Here is a 21,693-nt window from a genome sequence, read left to right as displayed (position 1 = left end):
TTTTCATTTATAATTCCATCTCCTTATACTGTTTGTTTCTTCTTTGCACACAGAAGAAACAACAAAACTGCAATTACCAGACTTATGTCAAAGGCATAAGCCATAAAATTCGATTGTTGAATATCTTGTCTTTCTCCACAACCAAACATATAAAAACGTTTCTTCGGCTTTTGTGCATCATTTATATATTCGAACCCTCCGACAAGGGTTTTCTCTGTTTTCTGATCTATGTTTTTCACTGTTACATCCAGAGGTCCTACCGTTGGAATACCACCCAATGGGAAAGTTACCTGGATAGATGTTCCATCTGCCGAAACAGACTGCACAGGCATCAATGTGTTTGCAAAATACACTTGTATATTCTCAATTGCTGAGAAATTGGCTCCCTGTATAGTAACTGGAAATTCTTTAGATGTTCCTTTGTTCGGATTTATAGAATTGATAACAGGTATTCGCCCTAAAGGCTTCGATGTGAGTGTAAACAAGTCGGTTCGTGAGGCTTCATCTCCAGTGGCTGTATTTCTCACCAGTAATACAACAGGCTCAATAGGCACAACGCCCGGCATTGTACTGATGGCTATGGTTATAGCAGTATCTGTTGCCTGGATAACACGGACTTGATAACCTGACAAACGGACTACAGGATTGTTTCCAAAATTTCTTCCATATATAACCAATGTTACTTCTTGTCCTTCAAGAGTCTGAATAGGCAACTCAGATATGGAGGTAGAATCTATTACCAGTGAAGATGGAGCAACTACTTTCTTAATAGAATTAATTACACCTGTCCGCCGTTTCTTTGTACAATGAGAACGAATCCAGTTTACACCTGAATTATCGGCTTTCATTCCTGCTTTCTTCCCATCCATATAGTATCGAACAGGAGGTTCTTTGAAATAGGTAATAAATCCAAGTCCTCTAATTCCCCATGGGAATTCACGGAATTTTCGGAAATCGTTTCTCTGCTCACCGGATAGACGAGCCCAGGTATCCGGGTCAGGTTCTGTAGGTGTATTGGGTCCCCAGTTCACCATTCCAATTCTGAAGTTTACACCTGTTTTCATCTTATCTGAGGCTCGTAGCACAACAAAGAAATCTGGACCATAGAACGGGTCCTTGTTATTTGTACCGAAAGATGTAGGAACCCACTGACGATTTCGTGCCTGTTGTTCACGAGGAATAGGAACATTATCCGTTCCGGGACTGGAAAATACAAACTTCACCTGTGTGGCTTCTCCTGTTTGACCTATATAGTAGGGTGCTGCATCCAATGATATAGGAATATCAATATCGGCATCAAACATACCGTTGCGATTTCTTGGGTCTGCGTCATTGTCTCGATATAAAGCAACGCCACTGATTTGCGGGTCAATATGAAGAGGTAACAAATCATTTAACGGATTAAAGTTGGCGTTTGTCCCTTCATCATAAAATTCTAAGGTAACTTCTTCTAAGAAACTCGGGTTGCGTTCAATTCTCCAAGAGCCATTACGCGGAGTCCCACTTAATAAATACACCTGATTGGTCGTATTCCCGACAATCTCATAAGATTCAAAGGCAGAGTCTATCAAGAAATCACCAATAAGCGAATTGGGTTCAAAAGTCACACCAGATACTGTAAATGCCTTTTCAGAACCTACACCATTTGTTCCTTGATACAAACTATCTTCAGGTCTGTTGGTTGAAATATCAAATCCCATCACAGCAAAGGACGGGCCTCCGGGAACAATTGCTTGTTGCTGACTTGTAAAGTCATATATTTGTACCGGTATGTTTGTTTCAAGCATATCATTCCCATAGAAATCTTGCACGGGGTCTTCTTCTGGACTGGATTTAATATATGCGGTAGAACTGGTATTAACCTGTGGGAAGAATTGAATACCTGCTTTTTTCTCCGAATCGCTCCTTGCAGGTAAAGTTGCTGGAATAATTGCTCGGAATGACTGGAACCGTTTCCCTTTATCATTTAGGCGAGCAGTAATAAACAGGTCATCACCGGGGTTATTTCCTTCTACAGCAGTTACTTGTTTTTCTAAAGATTGACTCGTCGCATTTGCCTCGTCATCTGTTTTCTCTTTTATACTCTTTTCAAACAAGACATCAGTAAAATCAATATTTCCACATTCTATTGGAACAGTGCCAAAAAGGAAATTCATAAAATCATCTGTTGGCAAGGTCCACTTTTCTTTTGGATACATTGTAAGGACCCATGCGTAATCTCGTTGGTCAACAAGACCATTACCATCCATATCATCAGGTAAACCATCCCCATCAATATCAATTGGTTCTGGCTGAGAACTCCATTGTAAATTATTTAATGGGACGGGTTTATCACCGATATTCGGCATAGGCAAATCCCAGTAGGTTGCCAATAATTTTGGTTCAAAGAAAATCCCGTTCTTGTCAGTATCTTCCCAGAGCAATACACCGGAGTCATAACTCTTACCATCCGGGTCTAATAGCATTAATATATCAGGAGAGAAGTCCGGACCCCAGAAGGCTACAACAATCTTCGCTACAGACGGGGATTCTTGTCCTTCATTATTTACAACATAATCACCCGAACCTACTAAATTAATCCCTAACATAGCGGTATGTTCAGAATTTATATCTGTTTTTTGTGTAAGCAATCTTGCTCGATTAAATTCCGGCGCCCATTGACTTGCCCGTGGATATTCATTAGGTCCAATATTACGAGACCAGGTAGTATAGTCAGGCAAAACAGGCTGGTCTAATGGATTTACATACGCAGAGGAACGCGTATCCGGACCCAAAATATTCACATGGTCAAAAGGAACCGTTTCATAAGCATATTGTCCCCTACTATGGGTATAGTCATAACTTACAGTAAATGTATTATTATCTGTAATGGAATAAGTAAATCCGCCAAATTCACGCCATCTTGTTACACCTACGGAATGTAAATTTAAGAATTGAGACCTTATCTTTCCTTCCGGGTCCATCCATCTATCAAAATCTTTAGGATAGTCAGATAATCCGACGGAATAGCCAAGACAATTCCCTAAATTAATAGAACCTGAACCATAAAATATATCCGACTCAAATTTATAAGGAGAATCGGATGTATAAGTTAACACTAAATCATGAACATCTAAACCTACCTTCATAGGTTTGGTAGATTTTTCGTTTACAGTTCTCTGGTTCCACCACGGTTCTTGCTGACCCCATCTCGAATCAGACTGCCATGGGGGTCCTCCACCATCTAAAAGACCACCCAACGGAGGAATTTGCGAATCTACATAAATACCTCCCGTCGGTTTTCCATTATTATCCACTCGTCTTGGTTCAATAAACACGCGGAAATCCGCACCCATCATAACCCCATTACCATCAGGTACAGTTTGAGAAACATCCTTAAATCCACTATCTGTCCTTATTACGACAAAGTAATCATTCGCATATTCGCTCCCTGTAGCCACACCTACATAATTATCCGGGATTGGTTCAACATGACCGGAAACATCATCATTACTCGGTGTCACAAATCTTCTTCGTCCATAGAAGAAACGAAGGTTCAACTTCCACCATGGATCACCACCTCCCGGCGGGAATGGTATATACTCCCAATTTAACAATTGTCCTGTAGGTAAAATAAAGCCCTCTGAGAGATTAATGCCGATTACAGTTTCGGGTAACATTGGATAATCGCCATTCAACTGGACCCCTTGCCCGTTTGCAAGCGGTGTTGGCGGATCAAATTTCCCGTTATTATTTGTGTCATGCCATACCCAAACACCGTTAAAAACAATATCCTGGAATAATACCTGGTCACTATCAACCAAAAGACTGTTTATTTGTGTGGAAACTTTATCCAACGCTTCACGAGGGTCAAAACCTCCATTGCCGGGAGGTCCATACGGATCTGCACCAATATCTGTGAATATAACATTTACCTCACGCAACTGTGGCCATATCTTCTTTTCTGCCGTAAGACGAGGTCCTACTAACGGGTCATATCCATCCGCATGCACAGATTTCGTAGAATGCACATTGATTCCTATCACGGGTTTCCATGTATCCATAGCAACCAAGCGACGAAATGATAATAACTCCCCGGCATACATATATAACAACTGGTCAAACTTTGACCATTTGGGGCGTGTATGTTCAGCGAGAGGTGTATATAACCTTGTCGGATAATTCCACGCATCAAATCCACTATATTCCCATTGTTCAGGATTAATAATTCCGTTCAAATCCCAAACAGTGAAACTGGCAGAATAACCCGCATCAGAAATCATTTTTTCAGGTTTATCTGGATCGTAGAAATTTGGGTCATATTCATCAATAGCTTCTCCATCTGCATTCCTTGGGAAAATGCCATTAAGTTTTATCATCTCTGCACGAAGAACATCACAAGCCATAGTTATCTGACTACGCCATGTAGCAGATGTCCGAACCGCAACAATATACGAATTTCCATCAAATCCTTCATCTTGATTTGGAGCCGTTACTACAGGGTAATCCGGTTTGTCTGGCGTTCCACTTCCAATAAAGTTCAGCCTATAAGTAATACCATCGGGGGAATATGGATTTTGAGTTAGAATTTGGGCTAAGGGTGTTCCATCTGCATTCCATTTAAATAATAATTCATCATAGTACGGGTCTAATTGGTTATCATATTCTTCTCTCTTTGAATAGTTTTCTTTGAATAAGGCAAATTCCAACAAGTCTGAAATATTGGGACCTCCTTGATTACCATAATTTAATTCTCCTTCACCTCTTTTATCCGCTCGAATACGGTAAACTAATGATTTCAAAACTCGTGGGGCGGGATTTTCAGGGTCATAACCCATGGTAAAATTAAATAAAGGAACCCAGTCTGTTAAAGGTAAGAGTGCTTCTTTATCTTTTATTAAAGATTGAACGGAGAACTTTGCACTTGGTTCCTCTTGAGTTCCACCTTCTGTTGTTGATGGACAGCCAATACATGGTCCTACAGTTATATAATTAGGTATTAGATAACACAGTTTCATGGTCTCACTGGTATTTACATTTTTGAATGTTACTTCAAGAGTAACGGAATAGAAACCTTCCTTCGTGTATCTATGTATAGGATTTTGTTGTGTGGCTTCTATTGCGGGAATATTATCTCCAAAACTCCAGGACCATGCAACCACTTTCCAGACATCTGTTCCAACAGACATATCTCTAAATTGCACATCTAATCCCGGGTCTTTTTCTCCCATGGCATCCGGCGTGATATATCCTGAAGTCGGTTGGGCGGAGAAACTAACATAGGGTGCACTTAATATTTCTATATAATCTCTCTTAATCTTAGAAGCACTCAATCCGTTCTTGTCCTTTATCGCGACACTAACGGTATATGTTCCCGCCTGGGAATATGTATGTGTCGGATTTCTATCTGTAGATTGTGTTCCATCACCGAAATCCCATTGCACAGAGGATACCGTTATTCCACTGCCCGGAAGCAATGTAAATTTAACTTGACCACCGGGAACCTGTCTTTGCTTATCTACGGTAAAATCAACTGTTGGGACTTGTAATGCAATAATTGTTTTCGTACGACCGGAAGCAACAGGATTGGTGCGAACCCAATTTAATCCCAATCGGTCAGATTGAGCCTGACTCGTATCAACTTCTGCTCGTGCTGTCCATTTATGAAGTCTATCATTATATGCCCAATAACGATAAACAAGTGGGTCTTTAAAGAAACTAATAAATCCTATGGCTCGATTTCCCCACGGGAACTCAGAATATAAATAGAATAATCCATCATTAATATCACCAGCACCCGGATATATACGGACAAAATTATCCGGGTCAGGTTCTGTCGGTGTATCACCACCAAAAGATACAATGGCTGCCTGGAAAGCATCTCCTGCACTTATTGCGGCGGATGTTCTGATTACGACAAAGAAGTCCGGACCGTATCCATTCTCACTGGGACAATCTCCAAAACATATAGGGATGGGTTGACGAAGTCGGGGTTGGGAAACATAAGGTGTTCCTCCTTGTGTCACATCCCTTCCGATACTATTATCCGTGCCGGGGGAAGAGAAAACGAACCGTACTTGATATCGGGGGTCTCCTGGACGTGAATACCATACGGGTGCCGCGTCCAATCGTAATGGCAAATCAATATAATCAATCGTTCCATTATCGTTAATAATCGGTGGGTCAAACACACCATTTGTATTCCGCGGATCCCAATCATTATCCCGCCATATTGAGACACCACTTACTTTTCCATTTGCAGGGTCTTCTTCATCTAAAGGTAATAAATCATTATATGGGTCAAAACCACGGACGGTTGTCTGGGTATTCGCATTATAAAATTCAACAATTAACTGTTCCAAGAAGGTTGGGTCTTTAACCACATACCAGGGACTACCATTCTTCGGAGTACCTGCCCTTAACCGTAAAGTCCTTCCCTGAGCGCCTGTGATTTCAAAAGCCTCTACTCGTTTATTTACTTCCTGGTCTGCCTGACCATAAGCAACCAGCCACATACCTACTATATTCTGTGTCCACGCACCATTAGAAAAGAAACCTTTAAGGCTTGTTTCTGGGATAATAATATCTCGTGAATCAGGGCTGAATGCCTTATCTCCAGCAGAGGCACCTGTACCATTCCCATAAGCAATTAGATTTTCTACACGGTTCATGGAAGCGTCAACACCCAAAATAGCAATAGGTTGCCCCCCAGGCGTTATAACCGGTGTTTTAATGCCACTGGTAGATGGGGGAAGTAAAGCATCTGTCATGTCCACTACTCTTGTTGGGACACTCACTTGCAACATATCATGACCATAGAAGTCTTGCAAACCTCCTTCTTCTGGATTGGTCTTGAAAGCGGCTCCTCGTGATGTTAAGCCTCCTTGCGAGAAAACGACACCTGCGAATTGTGCCGTTGTAGGTGTCCTATCTGGTAAGCGAGCAGGGATTACACAACGGAATTCTTCAAAAGCACTCACTGTGTCTGATGTTCTAATTACTACAAACAAATCATCCCCTTGATGCCCTCCTGCTGTAAGTGCTTTTGCAGATTTTTCCATCGGGATAACATTTGCAGTTCCATCGTCATTATACTCCGGAGATGTTATGTCCAGAAGGAAAGATTTCTTTGTTGAAGACGCTAATTTTTCTGTTTCTTGAATACCTTTTATTATTTCTGCCGGTAAAGGTAGTGACGAATTGTTATCTTCTTCCAGACTTTTAGCACTTACAGGTGGATTGGCGCCTCCGGAACGCACATCAGATTGTGGAACTGTCCAGGGTTGCGTAGGTGTCAATTTCAATACCCATGCTAAGTCTTTCAAGCCATCCCATGCCTTTAATTGGTCAGAAGTAAGTGAAGGTCTCTCTGGAACAGATAAATCAACATTTCCGTCTGTAACTATCCCATCTCCGCTTAAATCGTCAGGTATATTATCGCCATCTAAATCCACAGGTTCCGGTGCAATACCCCATTCCAATGACCCGGGGACCAATGGAACAATTCTATCGGTAAACACAGGAACGGAGACCGTATCCAAAAAGACAGGTCCTGTAAATACCCCGTCACCATTTGTATCTTCATAAAGCAGAACACCTGAGGAAGGTAATGTTCCACCTGTACTATCTAATGGAGTTAAATCTGATGGGTCAAATTCCGGTCCCCAGAAGGCTACATAAATAGAATTTAACGCAACAGGTCCTTTCTTATTCACAACCGGGTCATCCGCACCTGATATATTTAATCCCAAAACTGCTACCGGTTGGGATTTATATTCAACTTTTTGTCTCAATATTCGTGCAGCACGGGATTCACCGTTTGGACCTGATGTAACCGTATTATCTCCCCATCCCAAGGGCCAATCTGCCATCTGCGGGTAACGATTGCGAACCATAGCATCTTTAACTACTAACCAGGGACCCCGTTCCACAGCATTGGCTCGTCCTCCTTTAACACCATAAGGATATTGGGAAACACTCAATTTGTTCCCGTTCATCATATATGCAGAAACATAAGCCGCATGTCCATTTTCAAGTTCTAATATATTCCCATCATTACTCTTAATATAATACCTCCCCCCATTATTATCAACAAACCACCAGCCAGACAAATCTACTCCTGCAAAATTACCGTCTAATAATTCTGCATAATAAATATCATCTTTATATCCTGCCCATATTCCTTGCCATGTCTCAATCACATTAGGGTCTTCTGTCGGGTCAAAATGATAATATTCAAGATTATCCGATAAACTTCCCTCATCGGCATAAACAATACATCTTGAACCGAAATTCACAAGATTAAGTCTCATAGGCCAGGTATAATAATCAGGCAAAGTAGGTTGAATAAACGGCTTGGGATACGCTGGGCTACGAGGAGTCAGGGAACGCACTATCACTGGGTCACCAAATGTTGGCTCAAATGGAACTGTCTCAAATGCATACTGGAAAAAAGTTAACTCGTCTAAATTAGGTATGGGTTGTCCCGTCCAAAAAACACCTTCTGAATAATCGGGGAGAAAACCCGGATTATATAACCACTCTACTGCATTTGTACCTAATAAAGGATTTACAGTGGGGTCAAGAACCAAATCTGAGGGAGGTGCTAATCCTAATAAAAATCTTTGATTAAAAATTCCAAAGACATCTACTCCAAATCCTAATGTTATTGGCGGGTCTACCCATAAACTTAAATTACTCACACCATTTGCACCCCTCCAATCATAAAAAGCATAATTAACAATATCAACCGGATGAGTTGCTATTGGAAGTGGCTGTGTGGGATGGATATAGGTTTCTCTGCCAAATGTATTATCTGTGCTATATGTTAATACAAGGTCATGAACTTCAAAACCTACCCTTTGGGGTTTTACATTATCTTGGGTATGAGAGCGTTCTGTAAACCAAGGTCTATTAATTCTGCGATTCGTTTCTGATGTAGCACTTGTAGGGTAAGGCTCGTCTATCCATTCCGTATCCTGAACATATTTTTTCTTTCTGTCAAGATTCATATTAGAAAACCATAGTCCGCCATCCCAATGCCCTCCATCGCGAGGATTCCAACGACGAGGCTCAATAAATGCGCGGAAATCACCTCCAAAAAGACCTCCAGGGCCAGATGTCCTCCCTGATAAGTCAGTTCTACCACTATTTGTCCTCAATACAATATAATAATCGGTTTTTTCTATTGCAGTATCTGTTCTGTTCGGTTCATAGTAATCTGGTAAAGGATCAAAATATCCCGTTGGGGTTTGATTGGGGCACCTTCTTCTTCCCCCTGAGAATCTTAATCGCACTTTCCACCATGGGTCACCGCCACCCGGTGGAAAAGGTTCATATTCCCATTGTATCATTGGCTCAACAGAACCACCCTGGTCCCGATTTGCTGGATACATGGGACAGTCCGTAAACGAAATCCCGTAAGTACTTCCAGAGGGGTCAAGAGGTGTTGGAAAATCAAATTTCCCGTTTCCTTCCGCAGAATCGGAATCATGCCAGAGCCAGGCTCCATTAAAAGCAAAATCATTCTGAACAGATACAGAACAATCACCCCTGTAAGATGTTGTTATTGGCTCTAATGCATAGTTAGGATTAAATCCACCATTTCCGGGAGGACCAAAAGGGTCGCCTCCTATATCTGTTAAAATCAAGTTTACTTCCCAAATTTGTGCTGACGGATCTCCGTGAACATTAATACCGATTACAGGTATCCAGGCATCCATAGGCCAGATATGACGCAAATCCATTATCTCTCCTGTAACAGCCTCTATTAATGTGTTAGATATGTCCCATCTTGGTCTTGTATGCTCTGCAACAGGGGTATACATAAAGAAGGGCCAACTGGAAAGATTACAGTCTTCTCCTGGACGGTAACCAAAAATAGTATCCCCTGTTATATCATAGATATTGAAGTGTGCTGTATAAAAATTCTCCTCAATTAGAATATCACCCTTATAGAAGTTTGGGTTATAAGAATCCACCGGCTGTCCTGTGCTTTGAGTTGGGAAAGAACCCACTCCATAATTCCAAAATGGAAAGGGAACATTACTAACTATCGTAGATAAATTAGGACCGCTATAAGGCTGCATTCGGGCTCTGTTAACACTTAAAGCCATCCTATTTCCATTCTTCCAATTATATGTTAATCGAACTGCTACAATATATCCATAACCCGGGTCAGGTCCTGCGATTACCCATTGTCTTAGTATTCCCTCAGTTGTATCAACACCATCATTGGCACTTGAATCTGGGTTCAAATTTTTAACTTTCACAAATGGGAATAATTCTGTAGGAGGATTGTTTCTTGGATTTACAGCCGCAAACGGGTCTGTTGGGTCGTAAGAAGAACTGTCCGGATTCATTGTAAAATTAAGGTTGTAATTTAAATCTCTACTAAAGTCTCCATTGTTATTAGGCATTTCATAGGGGAAACCATACCTATCCCAATTCAACATAGGTGTTCCAGGTTGAATATAAAACGCATTAGGTGTTCCCGATATATATACAAATCTGCCATCATATTTAAAGTCTAAAACACCATCCGGTTTCCCTTCCGGTCCTGAATCTGCAAATAATCCAAATTCAAGTATATCCTCAGGCTTCAAAATACCTGCGTTGTCGTAAAGACTATAATTTAACTGAGTTAAAGTTCGCGGTGCGGGTTGGTTGGGATTATATTTCATATTAAAATAAAATAGCGGAACCCAATCATTTAAGGGAACCAGTCCCATCCCATTTGTTATCAAATCTTTTGCCTCAAACGATGCCTGTGGAATCTGAGATTCTTGCCGAACAATTATATAGTCCTCTTTATAGATAAGTGGATCAGGGCAATACCGATAATCTCCAGGATTAGTAGGATCTTCCAAACGAATCCGCATTCCTATCGTGTATCTACCCCCGGTTTGAAAATATTGAGAACCTTGCCCTCCAATCACAAATACCTGCTGTTCCGGAGTCACTCTTGGGTCATATTGTTGTTCTACTTGATATTGCCACTGGAATCCCGTTGACCCAGGTCTTCCTCCTGACGGACTACTAATATACCATATTATATTCTTTATATTCGGCATGTCATTAGGACCAAAACCCGTCATTGTATATACAAGTCTGAAACTTACCGTTAAAGGAGCCGCACCATCAGTAGGTTCTGCAACAAAGTTCAGTGTCAATTGGTCACATGTTGGATATACAAGATTAGCAATTTGCCCGGAAACGAGGGAAGGCAATATCCCGGTAAGAGCACTATTAGGAGCAGTAGAAGCAACTTGAACCCTATTTGCAGTGTTTTTTATTTCCGCTTTTTCATTTACAGTAAGTTGTAGAGAACCGGTCTGTGATTTCTCCCCTTGTTTAGGTAATTCTATATTTTTACTATCATTTCTATCAGTAATGATAGAGGTCCCTCTAACTTCTCGATTTGAGTTTCCTATATTCCCTCTGTTGTCCGACAGGTAAAAAAACACTCCCAGAATAATTACACAGGACATAATAACAATTAATTGAAACGGCAAATAAAATTTATTTTTTCGTTTCACGGCTATCTACTCCTTATATTTTTATATCATTTATACATATATCTTCATGTAGATAGAATTTTTATCCTCTCTACAATTTTTCTGTAATTGAAAATATGTTATCACACTTATATGATATATTTGAAACTCTTATCCTTTTCTTTTAACCTTGTTTAATATTTGATAGTAGTTTACCATTAAATACAAACCAATATACAATTTTTTTATTACATAAATTATAATACACTTTTATAATTATGTCAACAATTTATTTCATTTTCAAATTATTTTTGTATTTTTATTCTACTTTTTTGAATAAATTAATTTTACAGCATATTTAACACTCATCTGTCAAGAGAATTCTCCAACAAAAACTCCATTAAAAAACTTAAAAATTGGATTTTAAAAAGAAAATGTTTTTGGCTTTTATTGAGAATTCTCTACATCACTTACAGACTTTAACATATCACGAACAATGTCTACCAATTCTTGTTTCACCTGATAAACTCCCTGTTTTCCCTCTTTCTTTGCCCAGCGATAGCGAGAATCCATATCGTCGATTGTACCTATATTTAATGTGCCTTCTATGATATTTGGAGACTGCTTCTTGTCTGCAAGTTTAATAGAAATTGTTAATAAAATTTCTCCTACTTTCGCTTCATCCTCTTTCTGATTGCTGACATTACCTGCAGTTAAGGTTGACATATAACGAAGCAATCGAAGTAAATCGCCTTGATTGGTTAACACTTTATTTTTGGGCTCTTTTACTGTCCATTGCCCATCAATCTGTGTAAATAGATATGATGTAGAATCTATTACAATCCCAATTTCTTGAACTTCAGATGGAGAAAAACGATACAAAAGTAAACTGCGGAAACTTTCGGGGCGAATCCAAATTTTTGAAATAATTTCTTTGGAAATAATTCCAACTTCTCCGGTGTCATTGTTGATATAAGCATGTAATTCATCATCAGGAACAGGGACATATTGGATTTCTAATGTTTTTCCATCTTCCGTAGTAAACCGTAATATATCTTTTGATTTATTCAATCCTCTTTCTTCCCATGTCCCTCCGGGAAAACTTTGCACCTCGATATTTTTTAAATTCCCCAGATAGTTATTTATACTTAATACATCAATATCCTCTAAAGGGGGGTGTGTCATTATCCACCCTTTTTCTTTTGTTTTTTCAAGTACAAATACAGATTGTCCTGCTTCAATTCTTTCTATCTTATTCACATTGGTTAACTCACTTGTAAAAATTCTACGATTCCTAAAACTTTCTGGGGAACGGGGCAATAATTGCAAAAATTGCGGGTCTAATAAAAAGACAGAATTTTGTCCCGATAATTTTGCAAAAACCCCTGTACATTCCGATAATTTCAATCGCTTCCGTTTTTCCTTATCTTTCTCCTGAGTACTTTGACCTGCCGTTTGTACTCCTCCTAAAAACAATGTCTGAGGTTTTCTGTATTTTGCATCAAAATAGGTTAATCGGCATCGGGGTGGGTCCAATCCATAATCAGATAAACTTTCAGGATTATCAATAAAATCTCTTGCCATACCATATTGTATTTCGGAGGCAAGAGCATTAACGGCTTCCTGGTCTGCAAGCCCCTGACTGGGTGCTATTATTTTCCATGGGGTTTTCTCATTCTCGCGTTCCATTATAACCGCGGTGGATTCTTCACCTATTTTAGGAGAATAATTGGCGTCCTGTATATCATCATCTTCGGTCCATATCCGTGCATATTCAATACGAACCAAAGGAGTTTCCCTCTCTGCTACTAAAAATCGGAATCGCAAATCTTCTAATGAACGATTCAACTCAAAAAATTGCTTGTCATCAACTAAAAATACAGATTGACCATCCCTTGTTGTGTAACGATAAGTATTGGTAGGGTCAAGGAGACCAAAATTTAATTCTATTGGTTCTTTTATACCATCTATTACCGCTTTTACAATCAAACTCGGTTTGTCCAATCCGTAAGCGGTTTTATCATCCATTTTTGCAACAAGTGTTCTTTGATTTTTTAATTCCGCAAGATTTTTTGCAACCCGTTCCCACATTAATTGCAATGCAGGAATATCTGTAGATGGCTTTACAAAATTCCATTTACCATCTGCGTCCTTTTTGGCTATGCAGGCAGACTTTCCCGCTTGCTGTATATGAAGTTCACGGACAGACTGAGGGTCAAAAGTAAAAATCTTTTTTACCTCTTCCCGAATTATCTGTTGCTCTTCTTTACGCCAATCTAAAAACCCGTAGAAAGAAATGAGACATACCAAAGCCAGTATTAGAATTACGGTATTACGCCATTTCACTTTGATTTCCTCCTTACAAAATAGACAAGAATTCCTGCAATCAAAACAATTTGAGGTGTCATCATCACAGAACACCAGAGCAACCACTGTTTTTGTGTGTTTGTAAGGACTATCGGCTTGTCTTCTTTTGTTGTAGGACGAATGGCAATAAGTTCATCATGTTCTGTAAGCCATGCTAAACTATTTAACAAAAAATTAATATGTCCTCCGATACTAATTCGTTCATTGGTAATAAAATCTGCATCGCCTACTACAACAAAACGGCTTCGCTTTTTTGTGCCATCGGGTTGTTCTTTTGTCCGTATTCCTGCTACAGCCACATAAAGTGGACCTTCTTTCTCCCCTGACTCATACTTTACAGTTCCACCTTCTGCTAAACGCGATAGGTCTGTTTCTGCCCAATAATCTGGCGGGGTCCTTAATAAAGGAAAAACTTGTAAATTATCCGGTACCTTTTCAACAGGTTCCACAGTTCGCACGGCTCGCCATAATAAGGGCTGGTCCATTCGTTGGGTAATCGGATGGTCAATACGCATGGAGCCACGAAAGTCCATAAAGTCTTTTTCCACATTTTCAAAAGGTTGCGGGTCCGAACGCATTTCTATTTCCCATGCATTTTTTCGCTGAATAGTAAAGGCAATATCCGAACCGACATCCACACCCAATTGTTCCTTCAGCCACGGACGCAAATTTTCTCCACCACTCATTCCTAAACGGACACTTATCCACGGTTCAAAGAGAATAAAAAGGCGACCGCCTGAATTCAGGAAATTTAAAATTGCATTTAACTCTTCACGGTTTAAATCTCCTTTGGGGTTATGAATCATCACCACTTCATAACTTTTAGGAATCTCCGGCAATTCAACGCTTATCTGGAAAGGTTCAATTTTGTAGGTTTCGCCTTCTATAATCTTTTTCGCTGTGGAAAGTCCACTCGGGCTGGTATCATCAATCGGTGTTTCATCATGTCCTGTTAAATATCCAATTTTTGTCTCGGTTTCTTTTAATACACTAATTAAAGCCTGTGTGAAATCTCGTTCTTCCATCCGTGGATTAGCACCACTTAACATAATAACCCGCTGGCGACTTCCACATTTCAACACAATAGTCCCCTGAGTAGAGGCATGAGTTATCTCTAACGCTTCCAGACGGGCACGGTCTATTTGCGGGTCCAAAATTTCCACATCCAAAAAAGGTGTGTGTTTTTTACACTGTTCTAAAAAACGAAGCGTTTTATCTCGGGCAATTACCACAGATTCTTCATCAATATTGATAAAAAAACACAATACTTTTACCTCTTTATTGATGGACTGCAAAACTTTAACGGTCTGTGGAGATAATGTCCGACGACCTTCCTGAGTTAGGTCAACAGAAACATCCCACCGTAAAACGAAAGCATATAAAACAATGCATATACCTAAAAAAGCAAATGTGGAAAGAATGGCATTCAGTCCCGAAACCGCACGACCTGACCAACCCGATTCCATTACAATATTCCAGAAAACAGCCCCTAACCAGATAATGCCAGAAGCAAAAAAAACTCCACCCAATAACAAAACCCAAAAATTAAAGATATCTTGTTTCCAAACAACATAATTTAAAACTATCAATAAACTGATGGCGGAAATAATACCACTATAAGTTTTTAAATACCTTTTCATTGGCTAATAATAACTCCTACTTTCGCCAGTTTCTCGACTCTAGGGAACGGAATGTCAGGAATATAAAAAATGCTGTGCAAAGGAAATAATAGGCAATATCCTTCGGTTCGAAAATTCCCAATGCCATATTCTTTGCATGATTATCTAACGGTAATTCTAATAATAATGAACGGAATAGAACATAACATTTTTCAACTATATTCTTTAACATTAAAGGAAAGGTGTTGGGCAATGGGGCAGCCACAGGCAATTTCTCTGCCACATTTCCAATGATGAACATCATTAAATAAATTCCGAAACTCACTAATCCCGCTGTTATAGGATAGGTTATCAAAGAAGAAATAAATAATCCAACACTTAATACAGCCATTCCCATTAAAAAAACAGAACATAATCCAAATAGTAAAACACTTTTTTCAACATCTGTAAAGGGAAGTAGTAAACAAACATTCAAAGCAATAAGAATTATCGCCAGTAATAACACTGCTAACGCCGAACCAAATTTTCCAAAAATAATGTCCCTATCTCTTAACGGATAAGTCAACAATAATTCCATTGTTCCCCGATGATATTCCTCAGATAGCAGCCGCATGGTAATAATAGGCGATAAGAACATAATCATAATCCCGCAAAAAACAAAGTATGGGCTTAAAAAAGTCTCTTCAAAATCGGGTACAGAGGAATATCCAAACTGAAACGGAGATTGAGAAATCTGCACATAGGTCAAAAATGACATTACAAAGGCTGTCCCTGTCAATAAAGCAATTAAACCTAAAATGACATAGCCCGAAGGAGTTATAAAAAAACTCATGAATTCTCTTTTAGCAATACTCCAAACAGATTTCATCGTCCTAACCTATTCCTTCTTTTGATATAGCCTTCAAAAATGCTTGCTCTATTTCTACAGACGGTTTAAGTGGGTCAATTAAAATTTCTGCTACAATCTCACCTCTATTCATAATCAAGGCACGCGAACATAATAAAGATACTTCAGACAAAATATGTGTGCTTAACAGAACTGTATGTTTCTCCCCTAAATTTTTTATCAATTCTCGAATTTCAACTACCTGCTGCGGGTCTAAACCAACTGTGGGCTCGTCCAAAATAATTACGGGTGGAGAACCTATCAAAGCCTGTGCCAAACCTAACCTTTGACGATACCCTTTTGATAGGACACCCACCACACGGTTAAAAACCTGTTCTAACCCGCAAGTATAAACCACTTCATCCACTGCGGATTTCCATTCTTTACGCGGTAGCCCTTTCACCTGAGCCACAAACTTTAAAAATGATTTAACCGTCATTTCGTCATATAAAGGAACTCGCTCCGGCAAATAACCTATTAACTGTTTTGCCTCCAACGGATATTCATGTATTTCATACTTCCCAATTTTTGCTGTCCCATAACTCGCTGGCATAAACCCTGTAAGAATACGCATCATCGTGCTTTTCCCCGCTCCATTCGGACCTAACAATCCAACCCGCTCTCCTTCCTGAATAGAAAAAGATACATCCTTCAACGCACAAAACAAACCATAAAATTTTGTTAACTTCTGAACTTCAATCATATATTAAAATCTCGGGTTAATTTTACTTTATCATTCATTTTTACTTGTTTATTTTACATCCGTGCAATTGTGACTTTTTAAGATTTTTTTATTCGCTAATCTCTATAATTCGTGTATTCGTGGCTTTCTTTAATATATTGTCCATTTGACAAAATTATATTTTTAAACTGGTAATTTGTTGACATTATTACATAGGTTTTCATATATCAATCGGCATTTTTTTCTTACAGACAGGAACTCTTTTCCGATAAAAACGCCATTCTACTTAAATTATATGACCATACTCTATTGATTTTCAGTGCCTTAAATCAAATTTTCACCTCAAAAAAAATATGGCACAAAATATGCTTACAATGGTATAGTAAATAAAAGAAAGGTTGTATTATGATAGTTCAATGTTGTGTATGCGGAAAAATCAGACATGATGCCCGATGGATGATACCTACACGCCATCAATTAAAAGACCAGCAAATCAGCCACATCTATTGTCCTGCCTGTGCCCATAAAACTATCTCCGAATACCGCAAAAACCATTCAACACTCCTCCCCCATCTTACTCCCAAAGCCACCCCTCAATCCGCATAAAACCTCTCAATAAATATAAACCCGACACAGAAACATTGAAGTGATAACCCATAGAATATAGGTAACGGATTTATATCTTCTCTCTCAAATCATAAAATCAAGCCATGCCGTGTGCCCTTACCATAACCATAAAAACGCAAAAATCATGTCCCTAAATTATTACGGGTTTAATTTTATAACAAATTTAAAGTTTTTTTGTTTGGGATTAGAAGGTATAGTATTATTTCCTAAAATTTAATTTATTCGAAAGGGAAAGTTATGAAACGAAGAGTTGGTTTTTGTCTTTTATTTTTATGTTTTGTTTTAACAGGTTTTTTTATATCAAGCAATGATGAGGTACCGGAGCCGGATTATTCTACATCGTTGATTAAGTATCCTGGACCCTGGCAATTTCTATTACCGAAAGCAGGTATTATTTTAGTGCGGGATGATGAACTGGATACATTGTGTAATCCCGATGCTGAAATTAATATTAGTGTTACTAACGAGCCAAACATTACTACATTGCGAAAGATTTGTGAGAATGCACAGGCAAGAGGTGTGCGAACACTTACAATTGCATTTGACCATTTCTTCGCTCAGTATCGCCCGGGACAAAACAAACCCCGTGAATGGACCCCAGATAAAAAGGAATATATTGAACGGATAGCAAAAATAAGCCAGTTTGCTCAGTCGTATGGGTTAGGTCTGGATTTAAGTTTTCTCACACCTCTGGAATTAGGTGCCGAATATCGGAAGGAAACAGGGGAATGTGGTGTATGGATGCATTTTGGGAAAGGTCTTCGGGACCCAGACACAGGGAAATACAGTGTAGAATTATGGAGACAGGAACGCTGGGCAAATAACAAAGGTCCTATTGATGTTGAATTTGCTGGTGTTCGTATATTTGCTTTCAATGAAAATTCTTACGGTAGGCAATATAAAGTAGTTCCCCCCGATCAGATAGTAGAAATCAGTGAAACGGCACAGATAGAGGAGTATCCCTCATTAAAAACGAAGCATGGTGATTTTACCGCTACTCGCATTCGTATATATGGCAGTGGTGCGGTAGATAAAACAAAAGGAAATCGTATATTAGTCGTTGTTCATTATAAAACGCCTGAAATGGATTATTTCAGCGAACATACGCTACCCTATTTAAAATCTTTATGTGATAAATATATCAACGCCGGTGTTAAAATTAATGCCCTCTATTCGGATGAAATGCATATTCAACAGGATTGGGCTTATTTTAATCATCATGATTTAGGTTCTTTCGCATTGCGTTATGTCAGTCCCGGGTTTCAGAAAGCCTTTGCTCAAAAATATGGTGAACAATATGCTGACCTTGCTCCTTATATGATTTATTTTGTGCAGGGACAGGATGTGTTCACAGATGATTTATTCGCTCATGAGCCTATACAGCATATAATGGCACCCGGTGTTGAGGGCTTAATTAAAACGGCTCTGTTCCGTGCTCAATACTATCATTTCTTACAGAACGGTGTTGTTGACCTATTTACCCAAGCAAAAAAATACCTCGAACAGAAAGTAGGATATAAATTAGAAGCACGTGCTCATGCGACATGGGCAGAAAGTCCTACCTGTGATTTATGGCGAACGGAACGCTGTTTATACCGATTAAATTATGTCTATGAATATACCTCTAATTTTATGTGGTCAAATACGGTTCATCAAGCAAGTTCTGCCTGTTATGATTATTTCAAATGGGGTGATTTTCTAACAGGCAACGGGAATGATACCGCCGAAGGGGGTTTTCTTGACCGCAATTATTACGGATTGGCTTTAGGTGCTTCTACCGGGGTTATTAACGATGTACCTAATTCTTACTCCGCACATTGGGGTATGCCTCATGAAATCGCTGACCGACGCCAAGCACTCTGTGATGTTTACGGAAATGCTCCATGGTTACCCTTCGCTTTAGTTGAAGATTATGAACATCGTGATACCGATGTACTTTTTTTATATCCCATTGACCTTGTCGCTTTTGACGAACGCTTCGGAAGTTTGACCGTTCAATATGGCTATGGAAATTACCTTACGGCAGAAAAACTTATGGAATTGGGCTCTTTCGAAAACGGCGTATGTCTTGTTAAAAATCGTTCTTATAAAACATTGGTGGCATTATTTGAACCTACTCCCCCTGAAGGACTTTTAGACAAATTATCCGTTTTTGTGGAAAATGGTGGAAACTTAATCTGGATAGGACCGCCGCCTTACTTTGATTTTGCTGGAAATCCCATTTTAGATAAGTGGCAAAACTTGATGGGGGTCAATTTCCCTCCCGCAAAGTTTTACGGTTATTCTGCCGTAGGAATGGACATAGAATTCTCAGGACCCCTTGCTCATTTATCGCCTATGACTATATTAACAGATTTCCCTATAGACGCTATTTACCCTGTTCAACCTTTTGAAAATACAACAACCATAGCAACATGTAAAGGCAATATCGTTGGCACATACAAAGGAATAAACAAAGGGAAAACTGTTTATTTGGGTTTCCGTCCACGGGATAATCAAAGTGCAAGTCTCGGGAAAGAAACACGTTGGTTATTCGACATTTTATCTGCCATGAATGCTTATCCACCTTCCGGTATATTTAATGATTATAATGATAACCCCGACTATCTCTCGCGGAATAATCCTTATATGTTCTCCCGCTTCCCAAATGGCACAATCGCAGTAGCACCTCATTATAAAGATATCGAAGAGGGCTGGGAAGGAGGTTTTGCTCGAAATCGTGAAAAAGATGAACAGACAGTTAAAGAACTAAATCTAAAACCTAATATTATAGAATTGAAAGACTTTAAAGTCTGGGGGCATACGGTTACATATCAAGGGAACAGAGCCATGGCGTTTCGTGTTGCAGATGGAAACTTACTCGCTTTTACTGGAGCCGGCTCAAAAGAAATAACTATTGATGGAAAAACCTTCACTTTTGCAGACAACCCTGTCCATTACATTTCTTGGGCTCCTGTGTCACAAAATCGTTATGTCGAAAATGGAGCATTAGCAATAATTTTTGTGAATGGGAATGGGAACATTTTTATCCCATTCAAGGCACCTCAAAACAAATCCTTTGAGATTATCGCAGAAGGAGCAACACCCGGGAGCCCTGGTGAAAAAATACCTTTTGAATATTCAGAAACAGAGGGAAAAGTTACTGTTGCAATAACTCCTAATGCTCTCAATAAACTTCTGTATATAGTTCCATTACCACAATAATATGTTTATACAAAAGTTAAAAGGTTATATTCCGAAAATATTTTCAGACCCTGATTGGCTACTTGCATGGAAGAATATACTGTTACCTTCCTATTGCATCCATTGCGACAGTCGTTTAATAACAGAAGAAAACCCTTTTTATTGCCCGACATGTTGGGCAACCTTACCTCGAATAGAACGACCTTATTGTTCATTGTGCGGTGTCCCTCATCCTGTTGCTATTGGATTTGGAACACGCTCAAATTTTCCTTGCGAACAATGTAGAACTCATCCTAATCCGTATATTGATTCCATACGGAGTCCTGTTCAATACAAAGGGATTGCCCGTGACGCATTAATTACATTCAAATTCAAAAAGAAACAGTTTATGGCAGACCCATTGGGAGCATTACTCCGTGAGTGGATAGAAATAGAAATGGCAGAGAAACATTTTGATTTAATTGTCCCTGTTCCTTTACATCCTTTTCGACTTAAACGCAGGGGTTTTAATCAATCCCTTCTGCTTGCAGAACAAATCGTTAACTCTTTTGAAGGAGCGAGACTATCCGAAGCACTCATTCGTGTCCGACCAACATTAACTCAGACTTTACTTACCGTTCAGGAACGAAAAAAGAATATTCGTAATGCCTTCCAGGTGCAAAATCCCAATGAAGTAAAAGGAAAAAATATATTACTTATTGATGATATCGTTACAACATCTGCCACGGTTACGGAATGCGCCCGCGTATTAAAAAAGAGCGGTGCTATATCTGTTCATGTTTTATCTGTTGCAAGGGCTTCCCATTTATCTGATATAGACGATTTATTGGAGCCCGCTATTTAAGCCGACCCGAT

General features: G+C 39.3%; 8 protein-coding genes. 3 read left to right on the top strand and 5 right to left on the bottom strand.

The annotated features are described in order from the left end of the window. Positions 1–23: 23 nt before the first annotated feature. The 5 genes from PLA12_04275 to PLA12_04255 all read right to left on the bottom strand — a co-directional run bounded on the left by PLA12_04275 (position 24) and on the right by PLA12_04255 (position 17,049). Entirely contained in the window at positions 24–11,516 is an 11,493-nt protein-coding gene (locus tag PLA12_04275; GenBank protein HOQ31714.1) for a PKD domain-containing protein, read from the bottom strand. Between the two features lie 405 nt (positions 11,517–11,921). Then, positions 11,922–13,820: a DUF4340 domain-containing protein gene (locus tag PLA12_04270; GenBank protein ID HOQ31713.1), complete on the bottom strand. Its 1,899-nt coding sequence runs from the start codon at positions 13,818–13,820 to the stop codon at positions 11,922–11,924. After that, positions 13,817–15,481: a Gldg family protein gene (locus tag PLA12_04265; GenBank protein ID HOQ31712.1), complete on the bottom strand. Its 1,665-nt coding sequence runs from the start codon at positions 15,479–15,481 to the stop codon at positions 13,817–13,819. The genes PLA12_04270 and PLA12_04265 overlap by 4 nt, the downstream gene beginning before the upstream one ends. A gap of 16 nt (positions 15,482–15,497) precedes the next feature. After that, positions 15,498–16,328 (bottom strand): ABC transporter permease, encoded by an 831-nt coding sequence (locus PLA12_04260; GenBank protein HOQ31711.1) that lies wholly within the window; start codon positions 16,326–16,328, stop codon positions 15,498–15,500. A 4-nt stretch (positions 16,329–16,332) separates the two neighbouring features. Beyond that, complete coding sequence (locus tag PLA12_04255; protein ID HOQ31710.1) at positions 16,333–17,049, bottom strand: ATP-binding cassette domain-containing protein; 717 nt, start codon at positions 17,047–17,049, stop codon at positions 16,333–16,335. Positions 17,050–17,433: 384 nt separating this feature from the next. On the opposite strand from PLA12_04255, the gene PLA12_04250 reads away from it, so the two are divergent. From PLA12_04250 to PLA12_04240, 3 genes are all read left to right on the top strand, one after another. Continuing rightward, positions 17,434–17,634 (top strand): hypothetical protein, encoded by a 201-nt coding sequence (locus PLA12_04250; GenBank protein ID HOQ31709.1) that lies wholly within the window; start codon positions 17,434–17,436, stop codon positions 17,632–17,634. Between the two features lie 258 nt (positions 17,635–17,892). Beyond that, positions 17,893–20,859, top strand: a complete 2,967-nt coding sequence (locus PLA12_04245; protein HOQ31708.1) for a hypothetical protein — start codon at positions 17,893–17,895, stop codon at positions 20,857–20,859. A gap of 1 nt (position 20,860) precedes the next feature. After that, entirely contained in the window at positions 20,861–21,682 is an 822-nt protein-coding gene (locus PLA12_04240; GenBank protein ID HOQ31707.1) for a ComF family protein, read from the top strand. The last annotated feature ends 11 nt before the right edge of the window (positions 21,683–21,693 follow it).

The organism is Candidatus Hydrogenedens sp. (genome assembly GCA_035378955.1).
GTDB lineage: Bacteria > Hydrogenedentota > Hydrogenedentia > Hydrogenedentales > Hydrogenedentaceae > Hydrogenedens.
Note: the sequence above shows the minus strand (reverse complement) of the source record. Positions and strands in the feature narration are given on the sequence as shown.

Coding starts and splice junctions, on each gene's coding strand:
- PLA12_04260 (HOQ31711.1), bottom strand. CDS start 16,328: ATGAAATCTGTTTGGAGTATTGCTAAAAGAGAATTCATGAGTTTTTTT.
- PLA12_04245 (HOQ31708.1), top strand. CDS start 17,893: ATGAAACGAAGAGTTGGTTTTTGTCTTTTATTTTTATGTTTTGTTTTA.
- PLA12_04265 (HOQ31712.1), bottom strand. CDS start 15,481: ATGAAAAGGTATTTAAAAACTTATAGTGGTATTATTTCCGCCATCAGT.
- PLA12_04255 (HOQ31710.1), bottom strand. CDS start 17,049: ATGATTGAAGTTCAGAAGTTAACAAAATTTTATGGTTTGTTTTGTGCG.
- PLA12_04250 (HOQ31709.1), top strand. CDS start 17,434: ATGATAGTTCAATGTTGTGTATGCGGAAAAATCAGACATGATGCCCGA.
- PLA12_04240 (HOQ31707.1), top strand. CDS start 20,861: ATGTTTATACAAAAGTTAAAAGGTTATATTCCGAAAATATTTTCAGAC.